This is a genomic window from Betaproteobacteria bacterium, assembly GCA_016720065.1.
Taxonomy (GTDB): Bacteria; Pseudomonadota; Gammaproteobacteria; order Burkholderiales; family Rhodocyclaceae; genus SSSZ01.
The window spans coordinates 2,136,396-2,159,854 of the sequence record JADJXY010000002.1 but is presented as its reverse complement, the minus strand read 5'-3'; the positions used below and the strand labels follow the sequence as shown (position 1 = coordinate 2,159,854).

Annotated in this window: 18 protein-coding genes; 5 read left to right on the top strand and 13 right to left on the bottom strand. The window is 67.5% G+C overall.

Features of this window, described 5'->3' with window-relative positions; all coding sequences use genetic code 11:
- The first annotated feature begins 109 nt into the window (after nucleotides 1–109).
- The 3 genes from IPM73_13290 to IPM73_13280 are packed head-to-tail and all read left to right on the top strand — an operon-like array spanning nucleotide 110 to nucleotide 3,738.
- Nucleotides 110–1,552 (top strand): lipopolysaccharide biosynthesis protein, encoded by a 1,443-nt coding sequence (locus tag IPM73_13290; GenBank protein ID MBK8918972.1) that lies wholly within the window; start codon nucleotides 110–112, stop codon nucleotides 1,550–1,552.
- A 30-nt stretch (nucleotides 1,553–1,582) separates the two neighbouring features.
- Entirely contained in the window at nucleotides 1,583–2,668 is a 1,086-nt protein-coding gene (locus tag IPM73_13285) for a glycoside hydrolase family 99-like domain-containing protein (GenBank protein MBK8918971.1), read from the top strand.
- Between the two features lie 50 nt (nucleotides 2,669–2,718).
- The gene (locus IPM73_13280; GenBank protein ID MBK8918970.1) at nucleotides 2,719–3,738 is read left to right on the top strand and encodes a glycosyltransferase; all 1,020 of its coding nucleotides are present in this window, start codon (nucleotides 2,719–2,721) and stop codon (nucleotides 3,736–3,738) included.
- 159 nt (nucleotides 3,739–3,897) lie between these two features.
- On the opposite strand, the gene IPM73_13275 is transcribed toward IPM73_13280, so the two are convergent.
- From IPM73_13275 to IPM73_13250, 6 genes are all read right to left on the bottom strand, one after another.
- Entirely contained in the window at nucleotides 3,898–5,055 is a 1,158-nt protein-coding gene (locus tag IPM73_13275; protein ID MBK8918969.1) for a glycosyltransferase family 4 protein, read from the bottom strand.
- An 11-nt stretch (nucleotides 5,056–5,066) separates the two neighbouring features.
- Nucleotides 5,067–7,238, bottom strand: coding sequence for a heparinase II/III family protein (locus tag IPM73_13270; protein ID MBK8918968.1), 2,172 nt, complete (start codon nucleotides 7,236–7,238; stop codon nucleotides 5,067–5,069).
- Nucleotides 7,239–7,264: 26 nt separating this feature from the next.
- Complete coding sequence (locus tag IPM73_13265; GenBank protein ID MBK8918967.1) at nucleotides 7,265–8,398, bottom strand: acyltransferase; 1,134 nt, start codon at nucleotides 8,396–8,398, stop codon at nucleotides 7,265–7,267.
- 18 nt (nucleotides 8,399–8,416) lie between these two features.
- Complete coding sequence (locus IPM73_13260; GenBank protein MBK8918966.1) at nucleotides 8,417–10,864, bottom strand: hypothetical protein; 2,448 nt, start codon at nucleotides 10,862–10,864, stop codon at nucleotides 8,417–8,419.
- Between the two features lie 98 nt (nucleotides 10,865–10,962).
- A complete protein-coding gene (locus tag IPM73_13255) occupies nucleotides 10,963–12,165 on the bottom strand; it encodes a hypothetical protein (protein MBK8918965.1) in 1,203 nt (400 codons plus the stop codon).
- Between the two features lie 7 nt (nucleotides 12,166–12,172).
- Nucleotides 12,173–13,681 (bottom strand): MBOAT family protein, encoded by a 1,509-nt coding sequence (locus IPM73_13250; protein MBK8918964.1) that lies wholly within the window; start codon nucleotides 13,679–13,681, stop codon nucleotides 12,173–12,175.
- A gap of 212 nt (nucleotides 13,682–13,893) precedes the next feature.
- Here IPM73_13250 and IPM73_13245 point away from each other — a divergent pair, with 212 nt between their 5' ends.
- Nucleotides 13,894–14,145, top strand: a complete 252-nt coding sequence (locus IPM73_13245) for an acyl carrier protein (protein MBK8918963.1) — start codon at nucleotides 13,894–13,896, stop codon at nucleotides 14,143–14,145.
- 42 nt (nucleotides 14,146–14,187) lie between these two features.
- Here the strand turns inward: IPM73_13245 and IPM73_13240 are convergent, their stop codons facing one another.
- The 7 genes from IPM73_13240 to IPM73_13210 are packed head-to-tail and all read right to left on the bottom strand — an operon-like array spanning nucleotide 14,188 to nucleotide 21,457.
- Nucleotides 14,188–15,444 carry a glycosyltransferase gene (locus IPM73_13240; GenBank protein MBK8918962.1) on the bottom strand — a complete coding sequence of 419 codons (1,257 nt, stop codon included), beginning with the start codon at nucleotides 15,442–15,444 and terminating at the stop codon, nucleotides 14,188–14,190.
- Between the two features lie 5 nt (nucleotides 15,445–15,449).
- Complete coding sequence (locus IPM73_13235) at nucleotides 15,450–16,298, bottom strand: hypothetical protein (protein ID MBK8918961.1); 849 nt, start codon at nucleotides 16,296–16,298, stop codon at nucleotides 15,450–15,452.
- 21 nt (nucleotides 16,299–16,319) lie between these two features.
- Entirely contained in the window at nucleotides 16,320–17,195 is an 876-nt protein-coding gene (locus IPM73_13230) for a hydrolase 1, exosortase A system-associated (GenBank protein MBK8918960.1), read from the bottom strand.
- A gap of 4 nt (nucleotides 17,196–17,199) precedes the next feature.
- Nucleotides 17,200–18,051: a hydrolase 2, exosortase A system-associated gene (locus IPM73_13225; protein MBK8918959.1), complete on the bottom strand. Its 852-nt coding sequence runs from the start codon at nucleotides 18,049–18,051 to the stop codon at nucleotides 17,200–17,202.
- 2 nt (nucleotides 18,052–18,053) lie between these two features.
- Entirely contained in the window at nucleotides 18,054–18,323 is a 270-nt protein-coding gene (locus IPM73_13220) for an acyl carrier protein (protein ID MBK8918958.1), read from the bottom strand.
- Between the two features lie 15 nt (nucleotides 18,324–18,338).
- Nucleotides 18,339–19,451 (bottom strand): 2-oxo acid dehydrogenase subunit E2, encoded by a 1,113-nt coding sequence (locus tag IPM73_13215; GenBank protein MBK8918957.1) that lies wholly within the window; start codon nucleotides 19,449–19,451, stop codon nucleotides 18,339–18,341.
- A 17-nt stretch (nucleotides 19,452–19,468) separates the two neighbouring features.
- Nucleotides 19,469–21,457, bottom strand: a complete 1,989-nt coding sequence (locus IPM73_13210) for a 2-oxoglutarate dehydrogenase (GenBank protein ID MBK8918956.1) — start codon at nucleotides 21,455–21,457, stop codon at nucleotides 19,469–19,471.
- Between the two features lie 536 nt (nucleotides 21,458–21,993).
- Between IPM73_13210 and IPM73_13205 the strand changes: the two genes are divergently transcribed.
- Complete coding sequence (locus IPM73_13205; protein MBK8918955.1) at nucleotides 21,994–23,376, top strand: TIGR03013 family PEP-CTERM/XrtA system glycosyltransferase; 1,383 nt, start codon at nucleotides 21,994–21,996, stop codon at nucleotides 23,374–23,376.
- Nucleotides 23,377–23,459: the final 83 nt, after the last annotated feature.

The following is a 23,459-nucleotide window of genomic DNA, read 5'->3' as shown; positions in this document are numbered from 1 at the left end:
CGCACCTGGCGCCACGGGCGGGGAAAAGGTCGATGAGTGAACTGGTAGCATGCGTTCCTGCCCGCTTCGCGAACCCGCAGGCAGCATTCAGTCCCCATCCGGAAATGTCGTGACCCTGCGCAAGGCCCTGTTGATCAATTTTGCCCAGAACTACGGCATCATCGCGCTGCAGTTCGCGGGCTCGATCATCCTTGCACGCCTGCTGTCTCCCGGGGAAATCGGCATCTTCTCGGTCGCGTCGGCGCTCATCGCGCTTGCCCAGGCGGTGCGGGATTTCGGCGTCGGCCAGTACATCATCCAGGAGCGGGAGTTAACGCGGGAGCGCCTGCGGGCGGCGTTTTCGGTTTCCCTGCTGGTGGCGGTGGTCCTCGCGGCGATTACCGCTGGCCTGAGCGGTGTCGCGGCCGACTTTTACCGGGAGCCGGGGGTGCGCAACGTGATGTTGGTGCTCTCGCTCAATTTCCTCCTCATACCGTTTGGGCAGATCACCCTGGGATATCTCCAACGGGAAATGAATTTCGCCGCGGTGGCACAGGTCAAGATTGGCTCGACGGTCGTCCACTTTGCCGTATCCCTCGTGTTTGCCTACGCGGGACACAGCTACATGAGCCTTGCGTATGCTTCGCTGGCCAACGTGCTGGCTTCCGCCGCCATCGCCAACCTGCACCGTCCCGCGGAAATTCCCTGGCGGATGGGCTTTGGAGAGGTTCGGCGAGTCCTGAGCTTCGGTTCCCTTTCCGTGGTGTCCAATCTGGCTGGGGCGCTGGCGAAGGGAACGGCCGACCTGGTGGTGGGGCGCATGATGTCCCTCGTTGCGGTGGGGCTCTTCAGCCGGGCTGGGGGATTGATCGAGATTTTCAATCAGGGCGTCATGAATGCCCTGTGGGCCGTGGCACTGCCGCATTTCTCCAAGACGGTGCGGGAGGGCGGCGATGTCCGGGGCGACTACCTGCGTTCGGCGGGCTTCATCACCGGGGTCGCCTGGCCATTCTTCGTGGTGCTCGCCCTGCTGGGCCAACCGGTCGTATTGCTGCTCTACGGCGAGGGCTGGAAGGACTGCATCCCGCTGGTCAAGTGGTTCTGCCTGGCGTATTGGGTGATCGCCCCGTTCTATCTGTTTTCGTCGGTCTTGATTGCCATCGGCCAGATTGGAAAAGTGATGTGGGTCGAACTCGCTTCGCTCCCGGTTCAGTTCGGTTTGTATGTGGTGGGTGCGCTCACGGGTGATCTGGAAGTGGTCGCGGCGGCCAGCGTCGCCTATCAGGGATTCAAGGCTGTCTTTGTCTATTTGCTGCTGAGTCGATATCTTGGTTTTCGCCTGGCGGTGCTTGCGGGAGCCCTGTGGCGTAGCCTCGGTGTCACAGTCGGGACGGCGGTCATCACGCTCCCGGTTGTGATGCTGAGCGAAAGCATTCATGCCGCGGTCTGGCTTCAGATACTCCTTGGGGGGGTGGCGGCGACCCTTGCCTGGCTGCTGAGCATCTTCGTTCTGCGTCATCCCCTGCGGGGCGAGGCGCTTGCCCTGATCGGACGAGGCGTCGCCGTCCGTTAACACCGAACATTCCTTGTATCTGGACTCTTCGTGAAAGCATCTCCACGTCTAATTGCCTTCTATTTGCCGCAATACCACCCGATTCCGGAGAATGACGAGTGGTGGGGGAAAGGATTTACCGAGTGGACCAATGCGGCGAAGGCCAAGCCGCTCTATCCCGGCCACTACCAGCCCAGGCTGCCTGCGGACCTCGGGTTTTATGACCTCAGGGTTCCAGAAACCAGGGACCAGCAGGCCAGACTGGGCCTTGACTACGGTCTGGAGAGCTTTTGCTATTACCACTATTGGTTTGGCGGGAAGCAGCTCCTTGAGCGCCCGCTGCAGGACGTGGTGAGTGCAGGAAAGCCGGATTTCGGTTTTTGCGTGTGCTGGGCCAATCAGACGTGGACCGGCATCTGGCACGGATGTCCGAATCGTATCCTCGCGCAGCAGACCTACCCGGGGGACGACGACCACCGTGCCCATTTCGACACGCTGTTGCCTATGTTTGCTGATCGGCGCTATACCCGGGTCAATGGAAAACCGCTCTTCCTGATCTATCGGCCGATGGAAATTCCGGATACGCGGCGCACCCTCGATTTCTGGCGCGACATGGCCGTCAGGGCCGGACTTGGAGGGTTGCACATGGTCGCGGTTCACGAGTCACCCGCTTGGTGCCCCGGCGAACAGGGCTTCGATGCCTTCGTGAATCCGCGGCTTCCCCATCGCAGGGGTTGGGTCTCCCGGAGAAATACGCTGAAATGGCTCAAGCAAAAGCAGGAAATCCTGCGCGGATTTCCCACCATTCATGAATACGAGAAGGTGCTGCCGGTATTGTTGCCGGATACGGAACCTCGGGGGAGAAGGTATCCCTGCGTGATTCCCAATTGGGACAATACGCCGCGCAGCGGCTCGAACGGCGTAGTCCTGCACGATTCGACCCCGGAACTTTTCCAGCGTCATTTCCGCCAGGCGCTGGCCATGACGGCGCAAGACCAGGGCGATGACCGGTTGATCTTCGTCAAGTCCTGGAACGAATGGGCGGAGGGAAATTACCTGGAGCCGGATCGCAAATACGGTTTGCGCTATCTTGAGGCGATCCGCGCCGAGATTGAACTGGATGCGCAGATCTCCTGATACGGCCGGCCGCTTCCGGCCGTTGAGTCTGGCGCAAGACTTCGAAAGGGATGCACATGGACTCGCAAGCGAACTCGGCTGAAACGAATTCTCCCAAGGGTGGAACGCCATCGGTTTCCGTCATCATGCCGGCCTACAATTCCGAGGCGTACATCGAGGAGGCCGCTTTGTCGGTGCTCGATCAGACCTACCGTGACCTCGAACTCATCGTGGTCGACGATGGGTCCAGGGACGGTACGCTCGATCTCGTGCAGGCGTTGGCCAGGAAAGACTCCCGCCTGACGGTGCTTGCCCAAGCCAACAGCGGTCGTCCCAGCATCGCCCGCAATCGGGGGCTGGCGCTCGCCCGCGGTCGGTATCTCGCCTTCCTCGACAGCGACGACCTCTGGTTTCCGGATCGGGTCGAGCGCATGGTGGCCGGGCTCGACGGCCATCCGCACTGGGTTGCCGTATTCCACGATCTGAAGCTCATCGCGGCGGACGGGAGCGACCTGGGACAGACCTATCTGGCCGATGCCGATTTCCTGGAGCGGGCGAAGCCGTGGATGAAGCCCTGCGACGACGCCTGGTGGGAGTGCGACGCGCGCTTTTTCGTCTTCATGTCCCTCCAGTATGCGGCGGTTCATACCCAGTCCGTGATGATCGCCCGGGAGCGCCTCGCCGATTCGCGGGTCGACTTCGATTCGGATTTCGTCGTCTGCGAGGACATCGACCTGTGGATTCGTGTGGCCATGCAGGGGACCATGGGCTACCTCGATCAGATCCTCAGCGCCTATCGGCAACATCCGGCCAGCGTCACCCGGGATCCCTACCGTTATGTCAGCGAATCGGTACGGTTTCACGAACACAATCGTCACCGTCTGGCCCCCTTGCTTGGCCGTGAGGACAGGATTCTCTATGCCAAAAAGGTGGCGTCCTACCTGCGCGATCTGGGTTACGCCGCCTACTCGCGCCAGGACATGGCGAAGGCCCGTGAGGCTTACCTGAGGGCTTTGCGCCTGGCAGGCGTTGCGGGAGACTGCCTGGCACTGGCCAAGACGGCGCTGCCGGGCTGGGCTCGCGGCCGCTAGTGGTCTGCTTCGTAATTGGCGGAACACGATGAAAGCGCCGGATTTGCGTTTCTGGCTAGGCGCGAACCGCAGCGATAGCCGAAGCTATCGCGAGGATGAGCAACAACGCCAGGAGCGCAAAGACAAGCTTTCATGTTTCGTTAATTGCGAAGCAGACCACTAGGCGCCGAGACCTGCGAGCGCCGCGTCGATCCGGCCGCAGAAGCGGGCCCAGGTAAAGTCGCGCCGGGTGCGTTCCAGGCCCGCCTGTCCAAAGCGGGCCATGGTGTCCGGCGATTCCGCCAGGGAGCGGATAGCCGCCGCCAGCGCGCCGGGGTCCTCCGGGTCCACCAGCAGCCCGGTCTCCCCTTCGGCAATGGCGTCGGCGATGCCCCCGGAGCGGCCGCCGATGACCGCCTTACCGCAGGCGGAGGCCTCCAGGAAGACCATGCCGAAACCCTCGACGTCATCGTGGTCCAGGCGTGCCCGGGAAGGCATCACGAAGAGGTCGCTGGCGGCGTAGAAGGCCGGCAGGTCGGCGTCGTTGCCGCGCCCGACGAAATTCACCACCTCGTCCAGGCCGAGTTCTCGGCACAGGGCTTCGAGCTTGGGCCTGTCCCGACCGTCCCCGACGACGGCGTAAGCGATGGCGGGGAACCTGCGGCGTAGTTCGGGCAGGGCGCGGAGAACGAGATCCTGGCCCTTGCGCTCGACCAGATTGCCCACCGAAAGCAGCAGCGGGTAGGCGTCTGGGCGGCCGGCGAGCCGCTTCCGCAGGCCGTCGGGGACCGGGACAGGGCGGAAGCGATCAATATCGCAGCCGGGATGCACGATATGGATGCGTTCGCGGGAAACGCCCAGGCGTTCCTCCACCAGGCCCGCGGTGTAGCGGCTGTTGGCGATGATCGCCGCCGCGCTCTGGAAGGCCCCCAGGGGCTTTGCCCAGCGGCTGCGGGCCAGGGCGAGGATTTCGTTGCCGTGGGCGTAGATGAGGTGGGGCAGGCGCGTAAGCCGGGCGGTGTACCAGCCGATCCAGGCATCGTCTGCGGTGGCGAACTGGAGCAGGCCGGGCCGCTCGCGGACGATGGCGCGGCCCAGGAGGGCGGCCAGGGCGGGCAGGTGGAGGCGGGAAGCGGTGTCGAAGGCGGCGGGAGAGCAGTAGGTGCGCAGGCCCTGGCACAAGGCGAGGTCGCCGCCGTCCTGGCCAGATACCGCAGCGATCCGGTCCCGTCCGAGGTGCTGGCAGACTTCGGCCATCATGCGCGAGATGCCGCCGACCTGGGGCGGAAAATAGGTGCCGCTGACCATAAGGCTCTTCAGGGAGGAGGGAGCGTGCATGCCGTGCTTGTTCAAGTGAGGTGAAAGAAGAGGAGGAAGATCACGCCAGCCGCCCAGACGAGCGCGAAAAATGCGTGGCCGAGGAGCCTGTGCGCTCCTCCCGGGCGCCGTCTGCCAAGGAAGAAGGCCAGGAGTTCGATGCCCAGCCACAGACCGCCCAGGGCGTAGCCCGCCTCGATGCGATAGGCGGTCAGGTCGCGCCAGGGGGGATAGGTGGCGACCGCCGCGGCATAGGCTTGCTTCAGGGCCCCGCGGGCTGCGGCGACGTCGGGGCCGGGCTGCCAGGGGACTTCGCGGGAGCCCGCGGCGTCCCGCAGGAGCAGCCTGTCGTCCTGGCGCTCCAGCACGAGGCCGTCGGGGCCGGACCACTCCAGGCGCCAGCGCTCGGCCTTGGCGTCCGGTGCGAGGACGGGGGGCGGGCGGGGCTCGCCGGAGCCGATCAGGTGAAAGGTGGTGGCGGTCAGGGATTGGGCCTCGGGGCGCTCGACCCGCAGGGCCGGCGCCGGCGTCGGCCGCCCGCCCCGCACGACCCAGCCGGCGAAGGGGGACTCGGAACCCCGATGGCGGGTCAGCACCGTGGCGACGGGCAGCACGGCCACCTGCATACGGGCTTCGCCCCGGGTCACCAGCAGGGTATCGCTCGGGGCATGGGGGGCGAGTTCAGTGTCCGGCGAAAAGGTCCATACCGTCTCCGCCCCGGCGCCCAGCCCGCTGACCGCGTCGATCACCACGACACGGTCGCCGCCCATCTGCACGATCTGGCGGCGGAAGGTCTGCCCCTCCGCATTGACGCGCTCGAGGTCGAGGGCGCGCACACCCGCCCCTTCCGCGGTGCCGCGCAGGCTCACCCGGCGGGGACTCTTGGCCCCCTCGCCGACCTCGTGGGGGGCGTTGGACGCATTCCAGCCGTAGGAAATCCGGGTCAGGGCGTGGCCATAGGGCCAGTAGCCGATGGAGGTGAGCCAGGACACCCCGTCGGACCACAGGAGCAGGCTGCCCTCGTCGGCGCGCTTGTGGCCATGGCCGTCGTGCTTGGCCCAGGCGACCACGGTCTGGGTCGGACGGGCGCGGAGGCTTTCGCCGGCGGAGGTCCACCAGAGCGCGTAGCCGGCAACCGGAAACAGGTGGTTGCCGGGGGCCGGGTCCGGCCCCGGGGAGGGGACCGGGGTGCCGAAGTCGGTATTGCCGAAGGCCGGCAGCGTTCCGTCGGGGCGTCGCAACAGCGCGAGGACCTCATGGCTGCGTCGGGCGGCGCCGGCGAGGAAGGGGGGCGGTTCGACCCGGTTGAGTGCGCACAGGCGCAGGGCCACGGCGAGGAGTTCGCTGCCGTGGGCGTGATAGCCGGCCGAGTGTTCCAGGACGACCCCCTCGGGGGAAACGAAAAATCCGGCCTGGACCCCCAGACGCTCCAGGGCCAGGGCGACGAGACGGCGGTCCGGATCGAGGGAGGGGAAGCCTGCGGCGATTTGCAGGAGGGCCAGGTTCTGCATCACACCGTGGTTGGTGCGCACGGTGAAATGATCCGGCTTGGCCAGCATGCGGGCCGCCTGCTGGACCACGGCGAGGGGAAGGCCGGCGTGCTCGCCGGCCACGTCGGGGCGCTCGCGCAGGTGGCGCCAGAGCCGCGCCATGGCGGCGATACGGGCGGCGATGGCGTGGTCGTTCCAGAGAAAGCCGTTGTCGATGCGCCGACTTTTCTCGTGGGCCGCGAAGGTGACGGTGCGGCGCAGGGCTTCGCGCAGGAAGCGATCGTCCCCGGTGGCTTCGAAGGCCCGCAGCAATTGGTCTTCCAGGGCGAGGCCGGCCAGCGCCAGGCGCAGGGTCGGCGGCCCCGTCTCGATGTCGCCGGGGTAGCCCAGGAGCGGGCGGGGTTCGTCCAGATAGGCCGGGGCGCGCAGCCTGCCCCGCAGCGCGTCTTCTGACGCCGGGACCAGATCCGCCGCGGCGACGCCGAGTCCGACGGTAAGGGGCATCTCCGCGATTTCGGTGAGGACGGCGGCGGAGGGCAGTTGGCGCCCGGCTTCGATGGCGGCGTCGGCGGGGGGCGCTTTCGCCACGTGGTAGTGCAGAAATTCGGGCCCCCAGAGGGCGGCGAAGGCAAGGGCGGCGAAGGCGAGGCGCAGCACGAACCAGGAGAGGTTCCGGGGGCGGCTTGCGGGGACGGGGGCGCCGGGGGCGGTCATGGGCGTGGCGGGGGGGTGAAGGCGGGTCAGCGGCCCTGGGCCGGCGCCGGGGTGGGAGAGGGGTCCCCCCCTGCGGGGAGCGTTGCGGCGGCATAGCGGCTCTTCAGGCGCAGGAAGGGGATTTCGAAGAAATGGTAGGCGAGGGGCGCAGCGAGGAGCAGCAGGAGGAGACCGACCTCGGGGGAGGGGGGCCAGGCCTGTTGCGGCGTCCGGGTGGGGTCGGTGGTGAGGAAGAGCCCCTGAAAGAGATAGAGGCCGTAGGAGATGAGCCCGATGTACTTGAGGGGGCGGAGTTCCAGAAAGCGGGTCAGGCGGCTGGTCTGGTTGAAGTAGATCCAGCCGACGAGCAGGGCGATGCCCAGGTTGCGGGCCAGGCCGGAGCCCGCATGTTTCAGGAACCAGGAGTCGACCTGCAGGTAGAGGGAGTTGGCGAAGAGCAGCAGGCCGGCGGCCAGGGTCCAGGGGGACGCGACCGTGCGGCGGAAGCGGTCCGCGGTCCTGGGGCCGTGGGCCAGGAGGGCCATGAGGCAGCCCAGGGCGATGGCGGCGCCGGCGATGAAGGAAAAGCGGCCGACGAAGTATTCCCTGCCGATGCCCAGGCGGGTGAAGGCGAGGTTGAGGAGGGGGGCGGTAAAGATGAAGACCAGGGTCAGGCCCACCAGATAGGGCCGGCGCCGGGCATAGGTGAGGAGGAAGAGACTCGGCCAGACGAGGTAGAAGTGTTCCTCCACCGCCAGGGACCAGGTGTGGCCCAGGATGGGCGTGTAGTGCTGGGTGGGGGCGAAATTGAAGGCGTAGGCGTAGGCGTAGTAAAGCGAAGGCCAGGTGGTGACCCCGGGCAGCAGCAGGTGCAGAACCGTGACGATGAGCAGGAAGAGGATGTAGAGCGGAAAGATGCGCAGGGTGCGGCGGAGAATGAATTTGCGGATAGAGATGCTTCCCGTGGCATCGAATTCGGCGATCAGCAGGGAGGTGATGAGAAACCCGGAAAGGACGAAGAAGGCCTGAACCCCGGTGCCTCCGCCGACCATGGCCAGGATCGGTTCGGACAGCAGGCCCCGCTCGGTGAGGGCCGCGTAGACGCCGACATGGGAGAGGATGACGGCGATGACGGCCAGGGCACGAATGCCGTCGAATCCCTTGATGTTGCGATGGGCCATGGGGGGCTCAGAGCCGGCTCAGCGCCGGCCTCCCGGGAAACGGTAAAGGAAGACGTTGTCGCGCAGGCCATTGACGACGATATAGGCGTCGTACTCGGGCATGTAGCGGAAACGGCCGTAGGTGCCCCGCATCTGCGGTGTGCGGGGGCCGGGAAAGGCCGTGTTGTAGGCGGCGTATTTGACCCAGCGCAGGGGGGTGCCCTCCAGGGCGTAGACGTCCCCTCCGCTGCACCAGGCGACCAGCCGCTCTGCCCGGCTGTCGTATTCCAGCCCGGGGCCATAGCACTGCTCTATTTCGCGGTCGCCGCCGGCGCCTAAGGGTTTGGGTGGCCCGAGTTCGCCCTTGGGGCCGACCGGGTAGACCTCGGCCGCACCGCCGCCGATGAGCACGAAGAGGCGGCGTTTGGCGTCGATTTCCCCCACCGAACCCAGTCGGCGCGAGGCCAGACCCTTGCCCGTGATGGACCAGGTACGGGAGACGGGATCGTAGGTGGCCGACTGAGTGTAACCCCGCATCACGACGCGTCTGGCAACCGGGTCGTAGGCCGTGGCCATGTTGTATTCGTATAGGCCGTAGGGCTTGCCGGGCATGGGTTCCGCCTCTGACCAGCCGCCAGCGTCGCTCTTGCTCAGGTCGAAGAGCCAGGTCTTGGCCGTGGAGAAGCCATTGCCGCTGAAGGTGGCGCCCCCGGCCGCGAAAAATTGGTGCTGCTCCGGCAGGTAGGCCAACTGGTCGTAGGAATGCACGGAAATGGGGGCTGGGGGGTAGCGGGGGTCGCGCCAGGGCGGGTCTTCGCCCACCAGCTTCTTGCTGGCCTTGTCGTAGCGCACGTCGAGGAGGGGCGGGGTGGGGTCGGTAAGGCGTTCCCAGCGCCCGGCGGCGAGGTTGTAGGCGTAGATTTCGTTGCCGGCGTAGCCCGAGTGGCCCCCGCCCCAGACCAGGAGCCGGTGGCCGCGGCTGTCGTAGGCGCCGCCGCTGTAGGACAAGAGGGATTCCACATTGCAGCCGATGAGGCCGTGACCGAGGCGGTCGTAGGCGGCTTCGATTTGGGGCAGCTTGCAGGCGTTGAGTACGGCTTTGGCGAGGGGGCTGTTGGCCAGTTCGACCCATTCCCCCGGTTTGAGGCTGTGCAGCAGGGCGACCGGATCGCCGGGGGTCGGCGCCGGGCGCGGCAATGCCGGGGGCGCTGGCACCGGCGCGGGGGCAGGAGCGGCGGGTTTGGCGCTGCTCATGGTCGGCGTGGCCGACGAGGCCGACGAGGCCGGAGCCGGGACGGCCTCCCGCGGACGGTCCGTGGGGGCTCCGGTCTGGCCGGCGCAGGGATCCGCCAGAGGACGCCCGGGGGCGGCGATGCGACAGCGGGAAACGATCACCTCGTCGTACCAGGTGGAGCCCCGCCCGGAATCCTCCTGGGGATCCTTGTTGGTCATGTAGGGCAGGAGCCAGAGCTTGCCGTACTTGGCTTCCGGGTGGGCGTTGGTCGGGGTCCAGCCCGATTTGTAGGACGAGCGCTCGGCGGGGTCGCCGCCGACATAGTACTGGCCGCGGGGGATGACCAGGGAGACGCGGTGGAGCAGCTGAAAATCCTCGCCCGCGTAGGCGCCGTACAACTCGTAGGTGGAATCCTCATAGCCGCGGGGGCTGGCGGGTCCGAGTTTCAGGTGCACCATGTAGCTGATCCACTCGTCGGGCCGGTAGCTGAGGCAGCCGCTCTTGTCCAGGTGGGCGGGCCAACCGATGCAGGTGTGACGCCCCTTGCCGTCGGTACGCATGTTCTGGCGCGTGATGGCGGTGCTGCCCCGGGCATCGCCCCCATACTGGCCGGCACGCAGGGCTTGCTCGAAGGGGCGGTAGCGGGCGCACTCGATGTAGCCGATGGGATGGGCGCTGCCCTGGTGGGGCGTGGAGGCGACCACGACGACCTGATTCTCGCTGCACGCCTGGCCCTCGACGACCTTGGTGCTTCCCGGGATGGGAATGTCTCCCTGGGCGATGATGACCTGTTTGGCGTTGGCGATGCGCCCCTCGCGGGTGCGGAAGCCGGCGATGAAGCGGGCGTCCATCTTCTGGCGCCAGGAGACCCAGAGATCGCTGTTGGCGCCGAACTGCCGCGTGGCGAAGTCGCCGAAGGGGATGACGATGTTGCCGCCGCCACCTTCCGAAGTGCGCGGCAGGATGTCGAAGCGCACCGAGCCCTTGCCCGAGCTGCGCTCGGCGGAATCCCAGGCGTTGTTGCGGCAGCCCGCCACGGAGCCATTGACGCGCACCTGGTAGTCCGCGTTGCAGCCCGCCTTGTCCCAGCTGTACCGCGCCCAGGCCTGGATGTCGTCGAAGCCTTCGGCGACGAGGACGCCGGGGGCGCGGGAGCGTTCGGCCCAGTCCTTCTCGGCATCGACGGCGGCGGCCGCGGTGATGCCCGGCAGGGCAAGGAGCAGGGCGAACAGGCAGGAGAGGGCGGGTTTCATGGGGGCCTCAGGGCGCAATGCGCGCGGCGTCGTGGCGGGATCTCCTCGGCCGCAGCGCAGCAGAGGGGATGGGGGGAGGGCGAGGCTCGGCATGCGTTTCACTTGACCGTGGCGACGATCTGGTCGAGATCTTCCCGCAGATCGGGGCGGGCGGACAGCAGGGAATCCAGGGCCGGGGTCAGGTCCGGCGGACGCAGGCGCGGGGGCGCCAGGCGGTGGGCGGGGGCTTCTTCCCCGATGCGGCGCAGGATATCGTCCCCCAGGGCTGCCTTGAAGTGGCCGGCCTCCCAATACCAGCGCGTGACGCTGCCTCTGTCGTTGCGCGGGGGGATGGCTTCGGCGGTGCGTTCGTCGAGGCCGGAAAAATCCCACAGGCGCACGGCGGTGCCCGCCGTGGCCCGGCGATCGGTCAGATCGACCAGGGCGGACTTCCAGGCCGCAAAGGCCGGCAACAGCTCGTAGCGGGCAAAAAGGCCGATCACCTGGGCGTGGTAGGGGTAGATCACCAGGTCGACGCGCATGCCCCGCTCGGCGGCCAGGGTCAGCAGGCGCTCCAGGGCCCGGTAATCGTGGGTATCCTCCCAGTCCGCCGGGGGGCGGCTGTCACGGAAGCGGCGCGCGTTTTCCAGTCCGCGCTGGCGGAAGAGCGAGAAATAGCCCTCCTTGCGGGCCAGGGCGGGGTATTCGCGCAGGGGATTGAAGCCATCGGCGCGCAGTACCGGCGTGTCGTCGCGATGCTGGGCGGCGACGGTGGCCAGGCTGTCCTTGATGGCGGTCAGGGTGAACAGGCCCTGCAGGCGCAGCCGGAGCAGGCGCTCCGGCCAGGGGCGGGGTTCCGCCAGAGCGCGCGCGGGCTTGGCGCCCTGGCGTTCCAGGTAATCGAGGAATTCGACGCCCACCAGCAGGCGGCGGGGGACGACGCCCTGGTCGAGCAGGGTGCGCAGCTGGTGCACATTGGTCTCGATGCCGGAGCCCGGCACCGCGAGGTTGTAAGGGCGCTCGCCCCAGCCGCGGGCGGCGAGGCTTTGCGGATCGAAACCGATGTCGGCGCGGGAATTGCCGAGGACGACCGCGTCCGGCCGCAGGCGCAGGGCGCCGGCCAGTTTGATGTCCCCCAGGGTGAGGTCGGGGCGGGCCTTGAGGGCGTTGAAGGCCGCCCAGCGAGGACCTTCGTAGAGGCCGTAGGGGTCCGCCAGGCGGGTGAAGGCAGCCACCGCAGCCAGAGCTACGACGAGGGCGGCGAGCCAGAGCGCAGCAAAGCGCCGACGGGCCGATGCGGGGGAGGGGGGGCGCAGGCTCATGTCCGCATCAGAACTGGAAATAGAGGAACTCGGAGGGCTGCGACAGCATCACCACGCACAGGGCGCAAGCGAGACCCAGACCGAGAGCCCATCCGCTGCTGAGGGACAGGTGGGCGCGGCGGTCGCTCCTGACCGCTTCCAGCGCCGGGCCGAAACGGTGGTGCCACTCCTGGGTGTTGGGCAGGCCGAAGGCGATGGCCGCAGCGAGGGCCACCCAGACCCAGGTGGAGACGAACTGGGCGCCCTTGCCGAAGTAGAACTGCACGCCCATCTCGGCCAGGGGGGCCTTGAGGGGGCCGAGTTGGGACGCGATGGCTTCCGGCAGGGCGACGCCGTGCAGGCCCGCCATGCCGGCCAGGATGTCGAGGGCCTGGGCGACGCTGGTGGCGCGGAAGAACACCCAGCCGACGATGACGGCCCCGAAGGTGAGCGCCACGGCCAGAGGGCGCGGCAGCCGCCAGCCGCGGGCCAGGGCCGACCAGGCGTGGTGGATGCAGAGGTAAATGCCGTGCAGGGCGCCCCACAGGACGTAGGTCCAGCCGGCGCCGTGCCACAGGCCGCCCAGCAGCATGGTGAGCAGGAGATTCACGTAGCGGCGCGCCTTGCCCTTGCGGTTTCCCCCCAGGGGAACGTAGAGGTAGTCGCGCAGGAAGCGGGACAGGGTCATGTGCCAGCGGCGCCAGAAATCGGTGATCGAGGTCGCCTTGTAGGGCGAATTGAAATTGAGGGGCAGGCGCACGCCGAAGAGGCGGGAGAGGCCGATGGCCATGTCCGAATAGCCGGAAAAATCGAAATAGAGCTGGAAGGTATAGGCCAGGACGCCGCCCCAGGCCACCAGCAGGGTGGGGTTGCTGGTCTGGTCGAAGACCGTCCCCACGTTGGGTGCCAGGTTGTCGGCGATGACCACCTTCTTGAACAGCCCGAAGATGAAAATGCTGCCGCCGATGATGAAGTTGTTGAGCCGCGGCCGGTAATTCCGCAGGCGGTCGAACTGGGGCATCATTTCGCCGTGGTGCAGCACCGGGCCGGCGATGAGGTGGGGGAAGTAGGACACGAACAGCACGTAGTGCACCGGCCGGGTTTCGCGCACCTTGCCGGCCCAGGCGTCCACCAGGTAGGCGATCTGGGTGAAGGTGAAGAAGGAAATCCCCAGGGGCAGGACGATTTCCGGCACCGGCAGGCCGGCAGCCAGGAGGGCGTTGGCCGAACTGGCGAAAAATCCGGCGTACTTGTACCAGGCCAGGGCCAGCAGATCGCCGCCCACCGCGAGGGCCAGCAGGCGATTGGCCGCCGGGGTGCCGGCCCGGCGGGCGATGGCGCCCCCCATCAGGTAGTTGAAGGCGATGGAGGCGCCCAGCAGGGGCAGATAACGCACGTCCCACCAGCCGTAGAAGGCCAGGGAGGCGATGGCCAGCCAGGTGGCGGCGGCGGTGGCCGAGCGTCGCCCCAGGGCGAAGTAGCCCGCCAGGGTCAGGGGCAGATAGACCAGCAGGAATTCGTAGGAGTTGAACAGCATGGTGAGACTTAGTGCGGGGGACGCCGGTCGAGTCGCTGGTCTTTCCTCGCCGGCCCGGCGGGGGGGGAAGGGAGGGTAGCGGTACGCCGCACCGCGCCCGCCGTCGTGAGGATTCTCACGCAGGGCGCCCGGCGGCTGCGGTTATAATCCGTCGCCCCGCAACCGGCGGGGGACGCCCCGAAACGGTGATTCTTGCCCCTAGAGGAAGTGCCTTGGATATCAAACGCGAACTGATCAAATTGCTGGACGAGACCCTCAACCTCGAAGGGCGTGCGGCGAAATTCACCGAAAGCACCCCACTCCTGGGAGCGGTGCCCGAAGTCGATTCCATCGGTGTGGTGGCCGTCTTGACGGCCTTCGAGGATCGCTTCGGATTCTCCGTCGAGGACGACGAAATCGACGGCGCGGTCTTCCAGACCTTCGGCACCCTGCTGGATTTCGTGACCGCCAAGCTGGCGGCCTGATCGCCACAGGAATACCAGGGCGGCGCGCACCTCGCGTCCCCCTCAGCGACCGGCGGAGCCGGTGACGCTGTTCAGCAGGGCTGCCAACTCGGCGGTGCGCGCCTTGCGCGAGTTCCTCGCCGCCGTCTCCGGCGCCACGCCTCGCACCGTGCCCTGCCGCAGACCCTCCAGGAAGGATTCCAGCCGCCGGGCGATATCCGCCGCGTCGCGAATGTCGGCGATGGCGTCGGCGCCTGCCGCCTGGGCCGTTTCCGCCGTGTTGCCCACCGGGTCGGCCACGGTGAACAGGGGGCGGCCGGCGCGGAAATACTCGTACAGTTTGGCCGGGATCTGGTGGTTGCACATGCTGCCCTGGAAGAGCAGCAGTCCGTCGGCTTCCAGCATTTCCTGCAGCGCGGCGCGGTAGGGCACCGGCGGCGCGAGTTCGACGAAATCGGTCAGGGCGAGGGCGCCGAGCATCTTGCCGTATTCCGCCTCGTTGCCCGAGGCGCGCAGGACGACCCGCAGATTGCCGGCATGAACGGCGCCCTTGTCGCGCAACTGGGCCAGGGCGGCGAAGAAGGGGCGCGGGTCGCGCTCGGCGGGGTAGAGGATACCGGCGTGGATCAGGGTGAGCCGCTCCCGGGAACCGGCGGGGGCCGGTGCCGCACCCTGCTCGGCGTCGCGGAAGTTCTCCTCGTCGTAGCCGTTTTCGATGATGGCCCAGCGCTCGGCGGGGATTTCCGCATAGCGCTCGGCGTACATGTCCAGGGTGCCCCGGGTGGTGAAGATGGCCCGGGTGCAGTGGCGCACCATGGATTGTTCCAGGCGGCGGTTGGTTTTCCAGGTCAGGGGATCGGTGGGGTAGCCGGGCTCGGTCATCGAGTCGCGGCAATCGGCGATCCAGGGCAGGCCGCTCGAACGGGCGAGGGAGAGGCCGATCAGGTGGGCGGTGGCGATGGGGTAGGTGGAAAAGATCGCCGCCGGCCGGTGCTGGCGGATGAGGCGCAGGCCGCTCCATACGCCGCCCAGGGTCCAGGCCGCCCAGCGGTCCGGCTGGGCCATCCAGCCCAGATAGCGCTTGCCCAGGGCCAGGTGGCGCGAGGTGTCGAGGGCGAAGGCGCGCTCGACCACCATGCCGGCAGGAATTTCGCCCATCTGGTCGTCGGAGACCTGGGCGTAGGCCCGCGGGTGTACGGTCAGGATGATCGGCTCCCATCCGTGCTCGCGCAGGTAGGCAGAGAACTTGAGGGTCCGCTGGATGCCACTGCTCCCCTTCACCGGGGGGTAGTGGTAGGCGATCATGAGGAGCTTGCGCATGGGCTTCACAGGTCGAGGGCGACGGTTTCGGAATAGAGGTAGTCGATGTCCTCGTCCTTCAAGGTCGTGCTCAAGACCATCTTGGGATTGAATCCGCTGCGTACCGCAGACGGCCAGGGCAACTGCGGCAGGCGGCGGCATTCGACGTGGGTGGTCACCATGCCCCGGGCCAGGAAGTGGCCGGCCAGACGGCGGAAGTGGCGGCAGAAGGCGGCGCCGTCGCTCAGGTGGATGATGCCCGCCGCCGGCAGGCGCTTGAAGCGGCGCGGTTTGTAGATGACGTGGCACCAGTCTCCCGGGCGCCCCACCAGGACGTGCCGTAGCCAGGGGAAATCGGCGTGGTCGCGGTAAATGCGCAGGGCTTCGCCTTGCAGGGCGGCTTCGATTGCGCGGCGTTCGGTCAGCACCCGGCTGCTCAGGGCAATCCCCGGCAGGTTGAAGAGGACTGCCTGGCGGTCGTCCAGGGCACGGAACTTGAAGAACTGGAGGGTTCCCGCCACCACCTTGGTGGGGGAGAAGTCGGTGTAGTGGAAGCGGGGTTGGCCGATGACCGCCATGGCGAGCCGCATGCTCTGCTGGCGGTAGGCGTCGAGGACGCACCAACTGGTGATGTTGCAGAAGCGCTCTTCCTTGCCCCCCAGAATGCGCTGGGCGTAGATGGCGCCGATGCCGCCGACGATGCGACCCTCGTCGCGCAGGACGAAACCGTAGTTGGGCTGCGGGTCGATCCAGGACGTGCGAAAGCGCTGCGACCATTGGGCGGGGGACTGGTCGCGGGAGAGGTTTTCGTGCAGAAACTGGGCGAATTCGTCCAGGCTGGCGTCGGTGACGGGTTCGATGTGGGGGCGTGCCATGGGAATCGGTTCTCGGGGGGCTTACCAGCTACGTAGCCAGGCGAGGCCCCAGTTCACCACCTGCTCGCGCTGGGCGGCGGAAGAAAAGGTGTGGTCGGCTTCGGCGAAATCGAAGCGGGTGACGGGCTTGGCCGCAAACTCCGCCAGCCAGGCCGGCGAGCTTTTCACCAGATCGTCGAATTCCCGCGCGATGAGGTCGCGCCCGCTCATGACCAGCATGACCTTGCCCTTGAAGCGCGTCATGCCGAAGAGCAGGCGTTCCGGCAGGGGACGGTCGGCGGGCAGGGCCGGCGCGGCGGCAGGGCCGGGGGCGGTCGCGGAGGGCGGCGCAGCCGCGCTGCGGGCCTTGGACAGCAGGCCCAGGGCCGAGGTCACCGACGCCAGGGGGTTGAACTTGAAGCTGAATACCTTTTTCCAGAAGCTGGCCTGGGTCAGGCGTTGCAGGTAGTAGAACCTGAGAATGGCGCGGGCTTCACCGGCTTCGGTGCGCACCCAGGGGTTGAGCAGGACGATGCCGCCGACGCCGGGGTGGCGGTGGGCGTGGAAGAGGATGGCCGAAGAGGCGTCGCATTCGCCCCACAGCACCACTTCTTCCAATTCAGGAACCTGCGCGCGGAAGACGGCGATGGCCGCATCGATATCGTCGCCGATGTGCTCGAAACCGCGGAAGTCTCCGTGGGCATCCCCCATGCCGCGGTAGTCAAAGCGCAGGACGGGGTAGCCTTCAGCGGCCAGCCGGCGGGACCACAGGGTGAGCTGGCGGTGGCCGCCGGCCCGGTACTGGGGGCCGCCGCCGACGATGACCAGCACGCCCCGCCGGCCGGGGGTTTCCGGCCGATGCAGGATGCCGACCAAGGCGCTGCCCTGGCAGTCGAAACTAAGGGCTTCCTCTTTCATGCGCTCATTCCAGGCCCAGGAGCCAGGTCCGCGTCGCCTCGACCGCGGCGGGGGCCAGGACGCGCTCGTGCAGTTGCCAGAAGGCGGGGCCGGTGAAGGTCTGGGCGACGACGGGGACGCCGGCGGCGTTCCAGCGGTCGATGACGGTCTGGCTGGCCGGGGGGATGGTGGCGTCCTCGCTGCCGTTTTCCAGCCACAGGCAGGGGGTGCCGGCCGCAGGAGCGGCGGGGGCCAGTTTGAGAGCGTCCAGGCTGCGGGCGAATTGCGGGTGCAGTTCGTAGCCGGCCACCTCGACGCACTCGCCGGCGGCAAAGCTTTCGCGCATGCCGGCGGTGGTTTCCTTGGGCAGGTCGGGGCGGTCGAGATGGGCGGCGATGCGCACGCGCAGGAACTGGGTCAGGTGCAGCTTGCCGTCCGTCACCGGCTGCCACAGGGCGAGGGCCGTTGCGGGGCCGGGGGTCTCGGCGGCCAGTTCGGCGGCCAGGATGGCGCCCAGGCGAATACCCAGGAAGACCCGCTGCTTGCCGGGCTGCGCGCCCAGCCAGTCCCGCGCCGCGCGCAGGTTGTCGCGCCAGATTTCCCAGCGGGCGTCCCGGGTGTGCCCCGCGCTGTCCCCGGTGCCGAGAGGGTCGACGACCAGTGTGCCGTAACCCCCTTCGGCAAGGCGCCGGGCGAGCAGGGTCACCATGCTGCGGCTGCGGTTCATTTCCTCGTTGAAGGGCAGGGCGCAGAGCACCTGTCCGCGTACCGGATGTTCCGGCGCCGGGAGATGATGGACTGCGAAAAGGCGGGCGCCCCCGCTTTCCAGGAAGAAGGGATGCAAAGCGCCGCAGGCTTGAGCCGGTCGGGCTCCCATGCCTAGGCGAGGCCCTTCTTGGCCAGGACGAAGCCGGCCATGGACTCCAGGGTGCCCAGGTTGTCGATGGTGAATTCCTCGGCAGCGACCTGGATGTCGAATTCGGCCTCGTACCAGGCGATGAGGTCGAGGAGACCGGCGGAATCGATGTAGCCGGTGGCCGGGATGAGTTCGTCGGCGGCCAGGTCGCTGGCGTCGCTGCCCAGCATGCGGGCGATGTCGACGATCTTGGCCTTGATGGCGGCCTGGATGGTGTTCTTGTCGAGGGTCATGGGTGCTCTTTCGGGTTATGGGTCCAGGCGGGGCGGCGTGCTCAACTGGCGCAGCAAGGCGGCGACTTCGGAGCCGTTGAGGACGCGGTGGTCGTAGCTCGCGCCCAGGATGCCGGTGCCGTCGGCGCTGGCGGTATGGGCCACCATGAGGGCGGTGTGGGGCGACAGGATGGGAACGTGGCGATTGACCTTCCAGCGCGCCATGCTGGAAAAGGCGATGGTGGCGCCCTGCAGTTCCTCGGGGGCCAGCTTGTGGGCTGCCGCCCGGCGCTGGATGTCGATCAGGTCCTGTACGAAGGCCAAGGGCTCCCGGCGGGCGGCGTCGCGCAGCACGGTGAGGTAGAGGGTCGCCCCGGCCTGGACCGTGAAGCCCAGGTTCACGTCGCGGTATTCGTGCCTTTCCCGGCCGACCAGGGTGGCGTTGATGCGGGGGTTGTCCCGCGCCAGCTCGACCAGACGCCAGGCCAGCAGCGGCAGGAGCGGGTTGAGCAGCAGCTTGTGGCGGGCGCCGTAGTCGCGGGCCAGTTCGTCCCAGGGGGTCGCATCGTAGCTCACCTCGACGTAGCCGGGGACGGCGACGTCGCGATGCCAGAGCACCGTGGCCAGCATGCCTTTCTCTTCGCCGCTCAGGCCGACGCGGGCGCCCGGTTCGACAGGGGCGGATTCGGCGGCGGCCGGCGCGGCGCTCGCCGCGGGGCGCCGGCTGAGGCCCAGGCGTTCGGCGTGGGCCTCGATGTCGCGGACGCTCAGGCGGGGGCCGGTGGCGGGCACGTCCGCCGCTTGCAGGCCGTATTCGGCGAGCAGCAGGCGGGCCCGTGCCGTGGGGGCGGAAAGGTCGCGGGCGCCGGGGGCGCCGGCGGCGGTTTCCGCTTCGGGGACCGCTTCGTCCGGCGTCTCGCCGACCCAGAGAAGCACCGAGCCCACCCGGAGTACCTGTTCCACTTCGCCCTGGACGGCGAGGACGAAACCGGCGGCGGTGGCTTCCACATCGACCACGGCCTTGTCGGTCTCCACCTGGGCGACGATCTGGCCCTTTTCGATGCGGGCGCCGACGGCGACGTCGAGACCGACGAGCTTGACCTCGTCGTCGTTGTTATTCACCCGCGGGACATGAATTGCTGCAGCCATAGGGAAATCCGTTTCAATCAGAACAATTCGAGGACGTTGTCGACGATGACGTTTTCGTCGATCAGCTGGGCGCGTTCCAGGCTGCGCGCCGCGGCGATGGGCACCGGCGGCAGGCCTAGGCGGACCACGGTGCCGCGGTAGCCGGCTTCCGCCAGACAGGCGAGCAGTTCGGCGCTGACGCCGAATTCGTGGTGGGATTCCTCGACCACCACGATGCGCGGGCTTTCCAGCAGGGCTTCCAGCAGGGTATGGCGCGGCAGGGGGCTGAGCAGGGCGGGGGCGACGATCTCGACTTCGAGCTCTTCTTCCTCCGCCAGGCGCTGGGCCGCCCGCTCGATGAAGGGCAGCATGCCGCCGAAGCCCACCAGGGTGACGTCGGGATCGACGGCGCCCCGGCGCAGGGTCGGGAAGAGATCGGCGCCCGCGTCGGCCGGGCTGGCCGGGACGACCGTGTAATCAAGGGGGTCCTGGGTTTCGCCGTAGAGCAGCTTGTGCTCCAGGAATACCGTGGGATTGGGCCAGCGGCTTGAGGCATCCGCCAGCATGGCACCGCTGGCGTGGCGGTGGCTGGCGTAGAGCACCGTGAGGCCGGGGACGGAAACCAGCAGATTTTCCGGGCTCTGGCTGTGGGTGGGGCCGTAACCGCGGCGGCCCCCGCAGGGCGCCCGCACCACCAGGGGAACGGAACAGTCCTCGAACATGCCGGGGAATTTGACCGCATGGTTGTAAATCTGGTCCATGCACAGGGTCAGGAAGTCGGCGAACATGATTTCGACGATGGGACGCCGCCCGGCCAGGGCCAGGCCAATGGCGGCGCCGGTGATGCCGGCCTCGCTGATGGGGGTGGAGATGACCCGTCCCTTGAATTCCTCGGACAGCCCGGCGGTGACCTTGAAGGCGCCGCCGTAGGGTTCGTGCAGGTCTTCACCGATCACCAGGCTGCGGGAATCGCTGGCCAGCAGGTGGCGCAGGGCGTCGTTGAGCGACTGGCGCACGGTTTTCGCCTCGGAGCGCAGCTCGGCTGCGGGCGCCGCTGCGGCGGGGCGCAGGCTATGGGTGGGGAGGTCGGCGAAGGTGGCTTCGGGTGAAGCGAGGGCGAGGGCTTCGACCTGGGCGACGAAGGCGCGGTTGCGCGCTTCGATCGCCTCCCGCTCGGAGTCGCCCAGGCGTTCGCCCAGAGCGGCGACCGGGTCGCGGCGGGCGATGAAGTCCTTTTCCGCGTCGCTGCGCAGATCGTCGCCCTTGCTGTGGGGGCCCAGGCGGCGCGTATCGATGACCAGCATGCCGGGGCCTTCGCCCGCGCGCATCTCGGCCACCACGTCGGCGACTGCGGCGGCGAAATCGGGCGCACTGTCGTCCAGGCGCCAGGTCCTGAGGCCGAAGGCCTGGCCGCGGCCTTCTATGGTGCCGGCGACGGTGTCGGCGGTGTAGGTGGTCTGGGCGATGCCGTTGTTTTCGACCACGAAGAGCACGCGGGCCTGCCAGACGGCGGCAAGGTTCATGCTCTCGTAGAGCATGCCCTCGCCCAGGGTGCCGTCGCCGATCATGATGGCCACCACCGCGGTGCTGCCGGCAAGGCGGCGGTCGAGGGCCAGGCCGGCACCGATACCGGTCATGCCGGCCTGGACCCCGTTACTGTGGAAATGACGGAAGGCGATATGCTGGCTGCCCCCGAAACCGCCGCAGACGCCAGCCTCGCGCCCCATGATTTCGGCCACCAGGCCGAGGAAATTGCCGGAATAGGTGAGAAAGTGACCGTGGTTGCGGTGATTGGACAGCACCACGTCATTGGGGTCGGACAGCGCCCGCACCACGCTCATCTGGCAGAGTTCCTGGCCGATGCAGGTATGGGTGGTTCCCGACAGCAGGCCGCGGCTGAACAGGTCCAGGATGAGGGATTCGGTCAGGCGGATGAGGTGGGCGTAGCCATACAGCTCGGCGTCGCCCAGGCCGATGACGGGTTTTCCGCAGGCGTCCGCAGGATATCCGGGAATTTCTGGATTCATTGATTCGTCAAGTCTTGGCAGCGACGCCCCGGAACGGGGCGCCTGGTTGAATTCCTGTCCGGCGGTTCCGGGGAAAAAGCGCGAAGCATAGCAAGGATTGCCCTGTCCCGCGCCCCCCGGGAGGGTTCCCCGGGGGGCGCGGGAAGCGCGAAACTCCGCGCCCGACGGGTCCCGGGAACATGCCTCCCGCTCAAGCCCCGCAAGGGTACACGCTCACCCAAAATGTGCGCGTGAAATAATACATGTCGCCCTCGGAAGGGCTGGTGGAGGCTGCCGCGGAGGCGGGGTTCGGACCAAATCCGGCACGTTTTGTTGCGGCGCAGCGATGGCGGGATCGCCCCGCTATCGGCATTTCCCGGGCGACGTGAAATAATGCCTCCCCCTTTTGGCACCCCAAACCTAAGATGCGCTCCACAGGAATGGGCGGGTGCCGTGTTGGAGCGCCCGCGGAGCGAGGGTCCGGCCTGCTACCGCCTGGTGGTTTACGGACCCGCCGACAAAAATTGCGCCCCGCGCACAAAGCCTCGGAGTAAGCAGTGGTCAGGATGTTCAATCATTGGGTTCGGTGGCGTACGCTGCTGCAAGTCCTTTTCGATTTCTCCTTCGTATTTGTCGCGATGATCATCGCGACCCTGTGGGTCGGCGCCGGTTTGCCCATCGACCTCGCCATGGTTGCCGTCTATGCGGTGATCCTGGGGGTGATCATGCTGCTGCTCAATGCCTGGTTCGGGTTCTATCAGCGTTTCCATGGGCGGACGATCCATCAGACGCGAGCCCGGGCGGTGCTTTCCCTTTACCTCGCCGTTCCCCTCGCCTACGGGCTCTTTCTCCTGCTTCCCGTCGCGGCGGTGAGCCGCGAGTTTCTCCAGTTGTCAGCCATGTCGGCCGTTTTCGGCATGCTGGTCAATCGGGTCAGCACGGTCCATGCCCCCCCGACCCAGATGCTGGTGCGGCGCATTCTGGTCTTCGGCGCGGGGGCCAAGGCCCTGGCCGTGCGCAAGGCCCTCAACAAATCCGATCCGGCGGCCCTCGTCGTCGGCTTCTATCCCGCCTCCAACGAGGAGGAGATCGTCGTCCCCGCCGATCAGGTGCTGTCCAATGTCAAGCACCTTACCGATACGGCGCGGCAATTGAAGGTGGACGAGATCGTCGTGGCGGTGACGGAGCGGCGCGGAGGCGCCCTGCCGTTGCGGGAACTGCTGGACTGCAAGCTGGCCGGGATTCGCGTTCTCGATCTGGCCAGCCATTTCGAGCAGACCCTGGGCCAGATTCGCCTCGATTCCCTCTACGCCGGCTGGCTGATCTTCGGCGACGGCTTCGGCCAGGGGGCCTGGCGCAGCTTCGTCAAGCGTGCCTTCGACATCGCCTGTGCCCTGGTGCTCCTCATGCTGGCGGCGCCGGTCATGCTGCTGACGGCCCTGATCATCTCCCTGGAGAGCGCCGGGCCAATCTTCTACCGTCAGGAACGGGTGGGTCTCAACGGACGTCTGTTCAACGTCATCAAGTTCCGCAGCATGCGCACCGACGCGGAAAAGGACGGCAAGCCACGCTGGGCGACCTCCGGCGATTCCCGCGTGACCCGCGTGGGCCGCGTGATCCGCAAGCTCCGCGTCGATGAACTACCGCAACTCATCAGCGTTCTCAACGGCGACATGAGCCTGGTGGGACCGCGGCCGGAACGCCCCTTCTTCGTCGATCAGCTGACCCGGGAAATCCCTTTCTACGCCGTGCGCCACAGTGTGAAGCCGGGTGTCACCGGCTGGGCCCAGGTCAGGTACCATTACGGGGCTTCGGTGGAGGATTCCGCCGAAAAACTCCAGTACGACCTCTATTACGTCAAGAATCACACCCTGTTCCTGGACATCCTGGTCCTCTTCGAGACGGTGGGGGTGGTGTTGACGGCGAAGGGCGCCCAGTGACCCCCTGTCGGGGATTCGCGGCGCCAAGGTGATCGCCTCAGCCCCCCCCCGCTGGGCGGAGGGGGTGTCCATGTGGCGGGGTC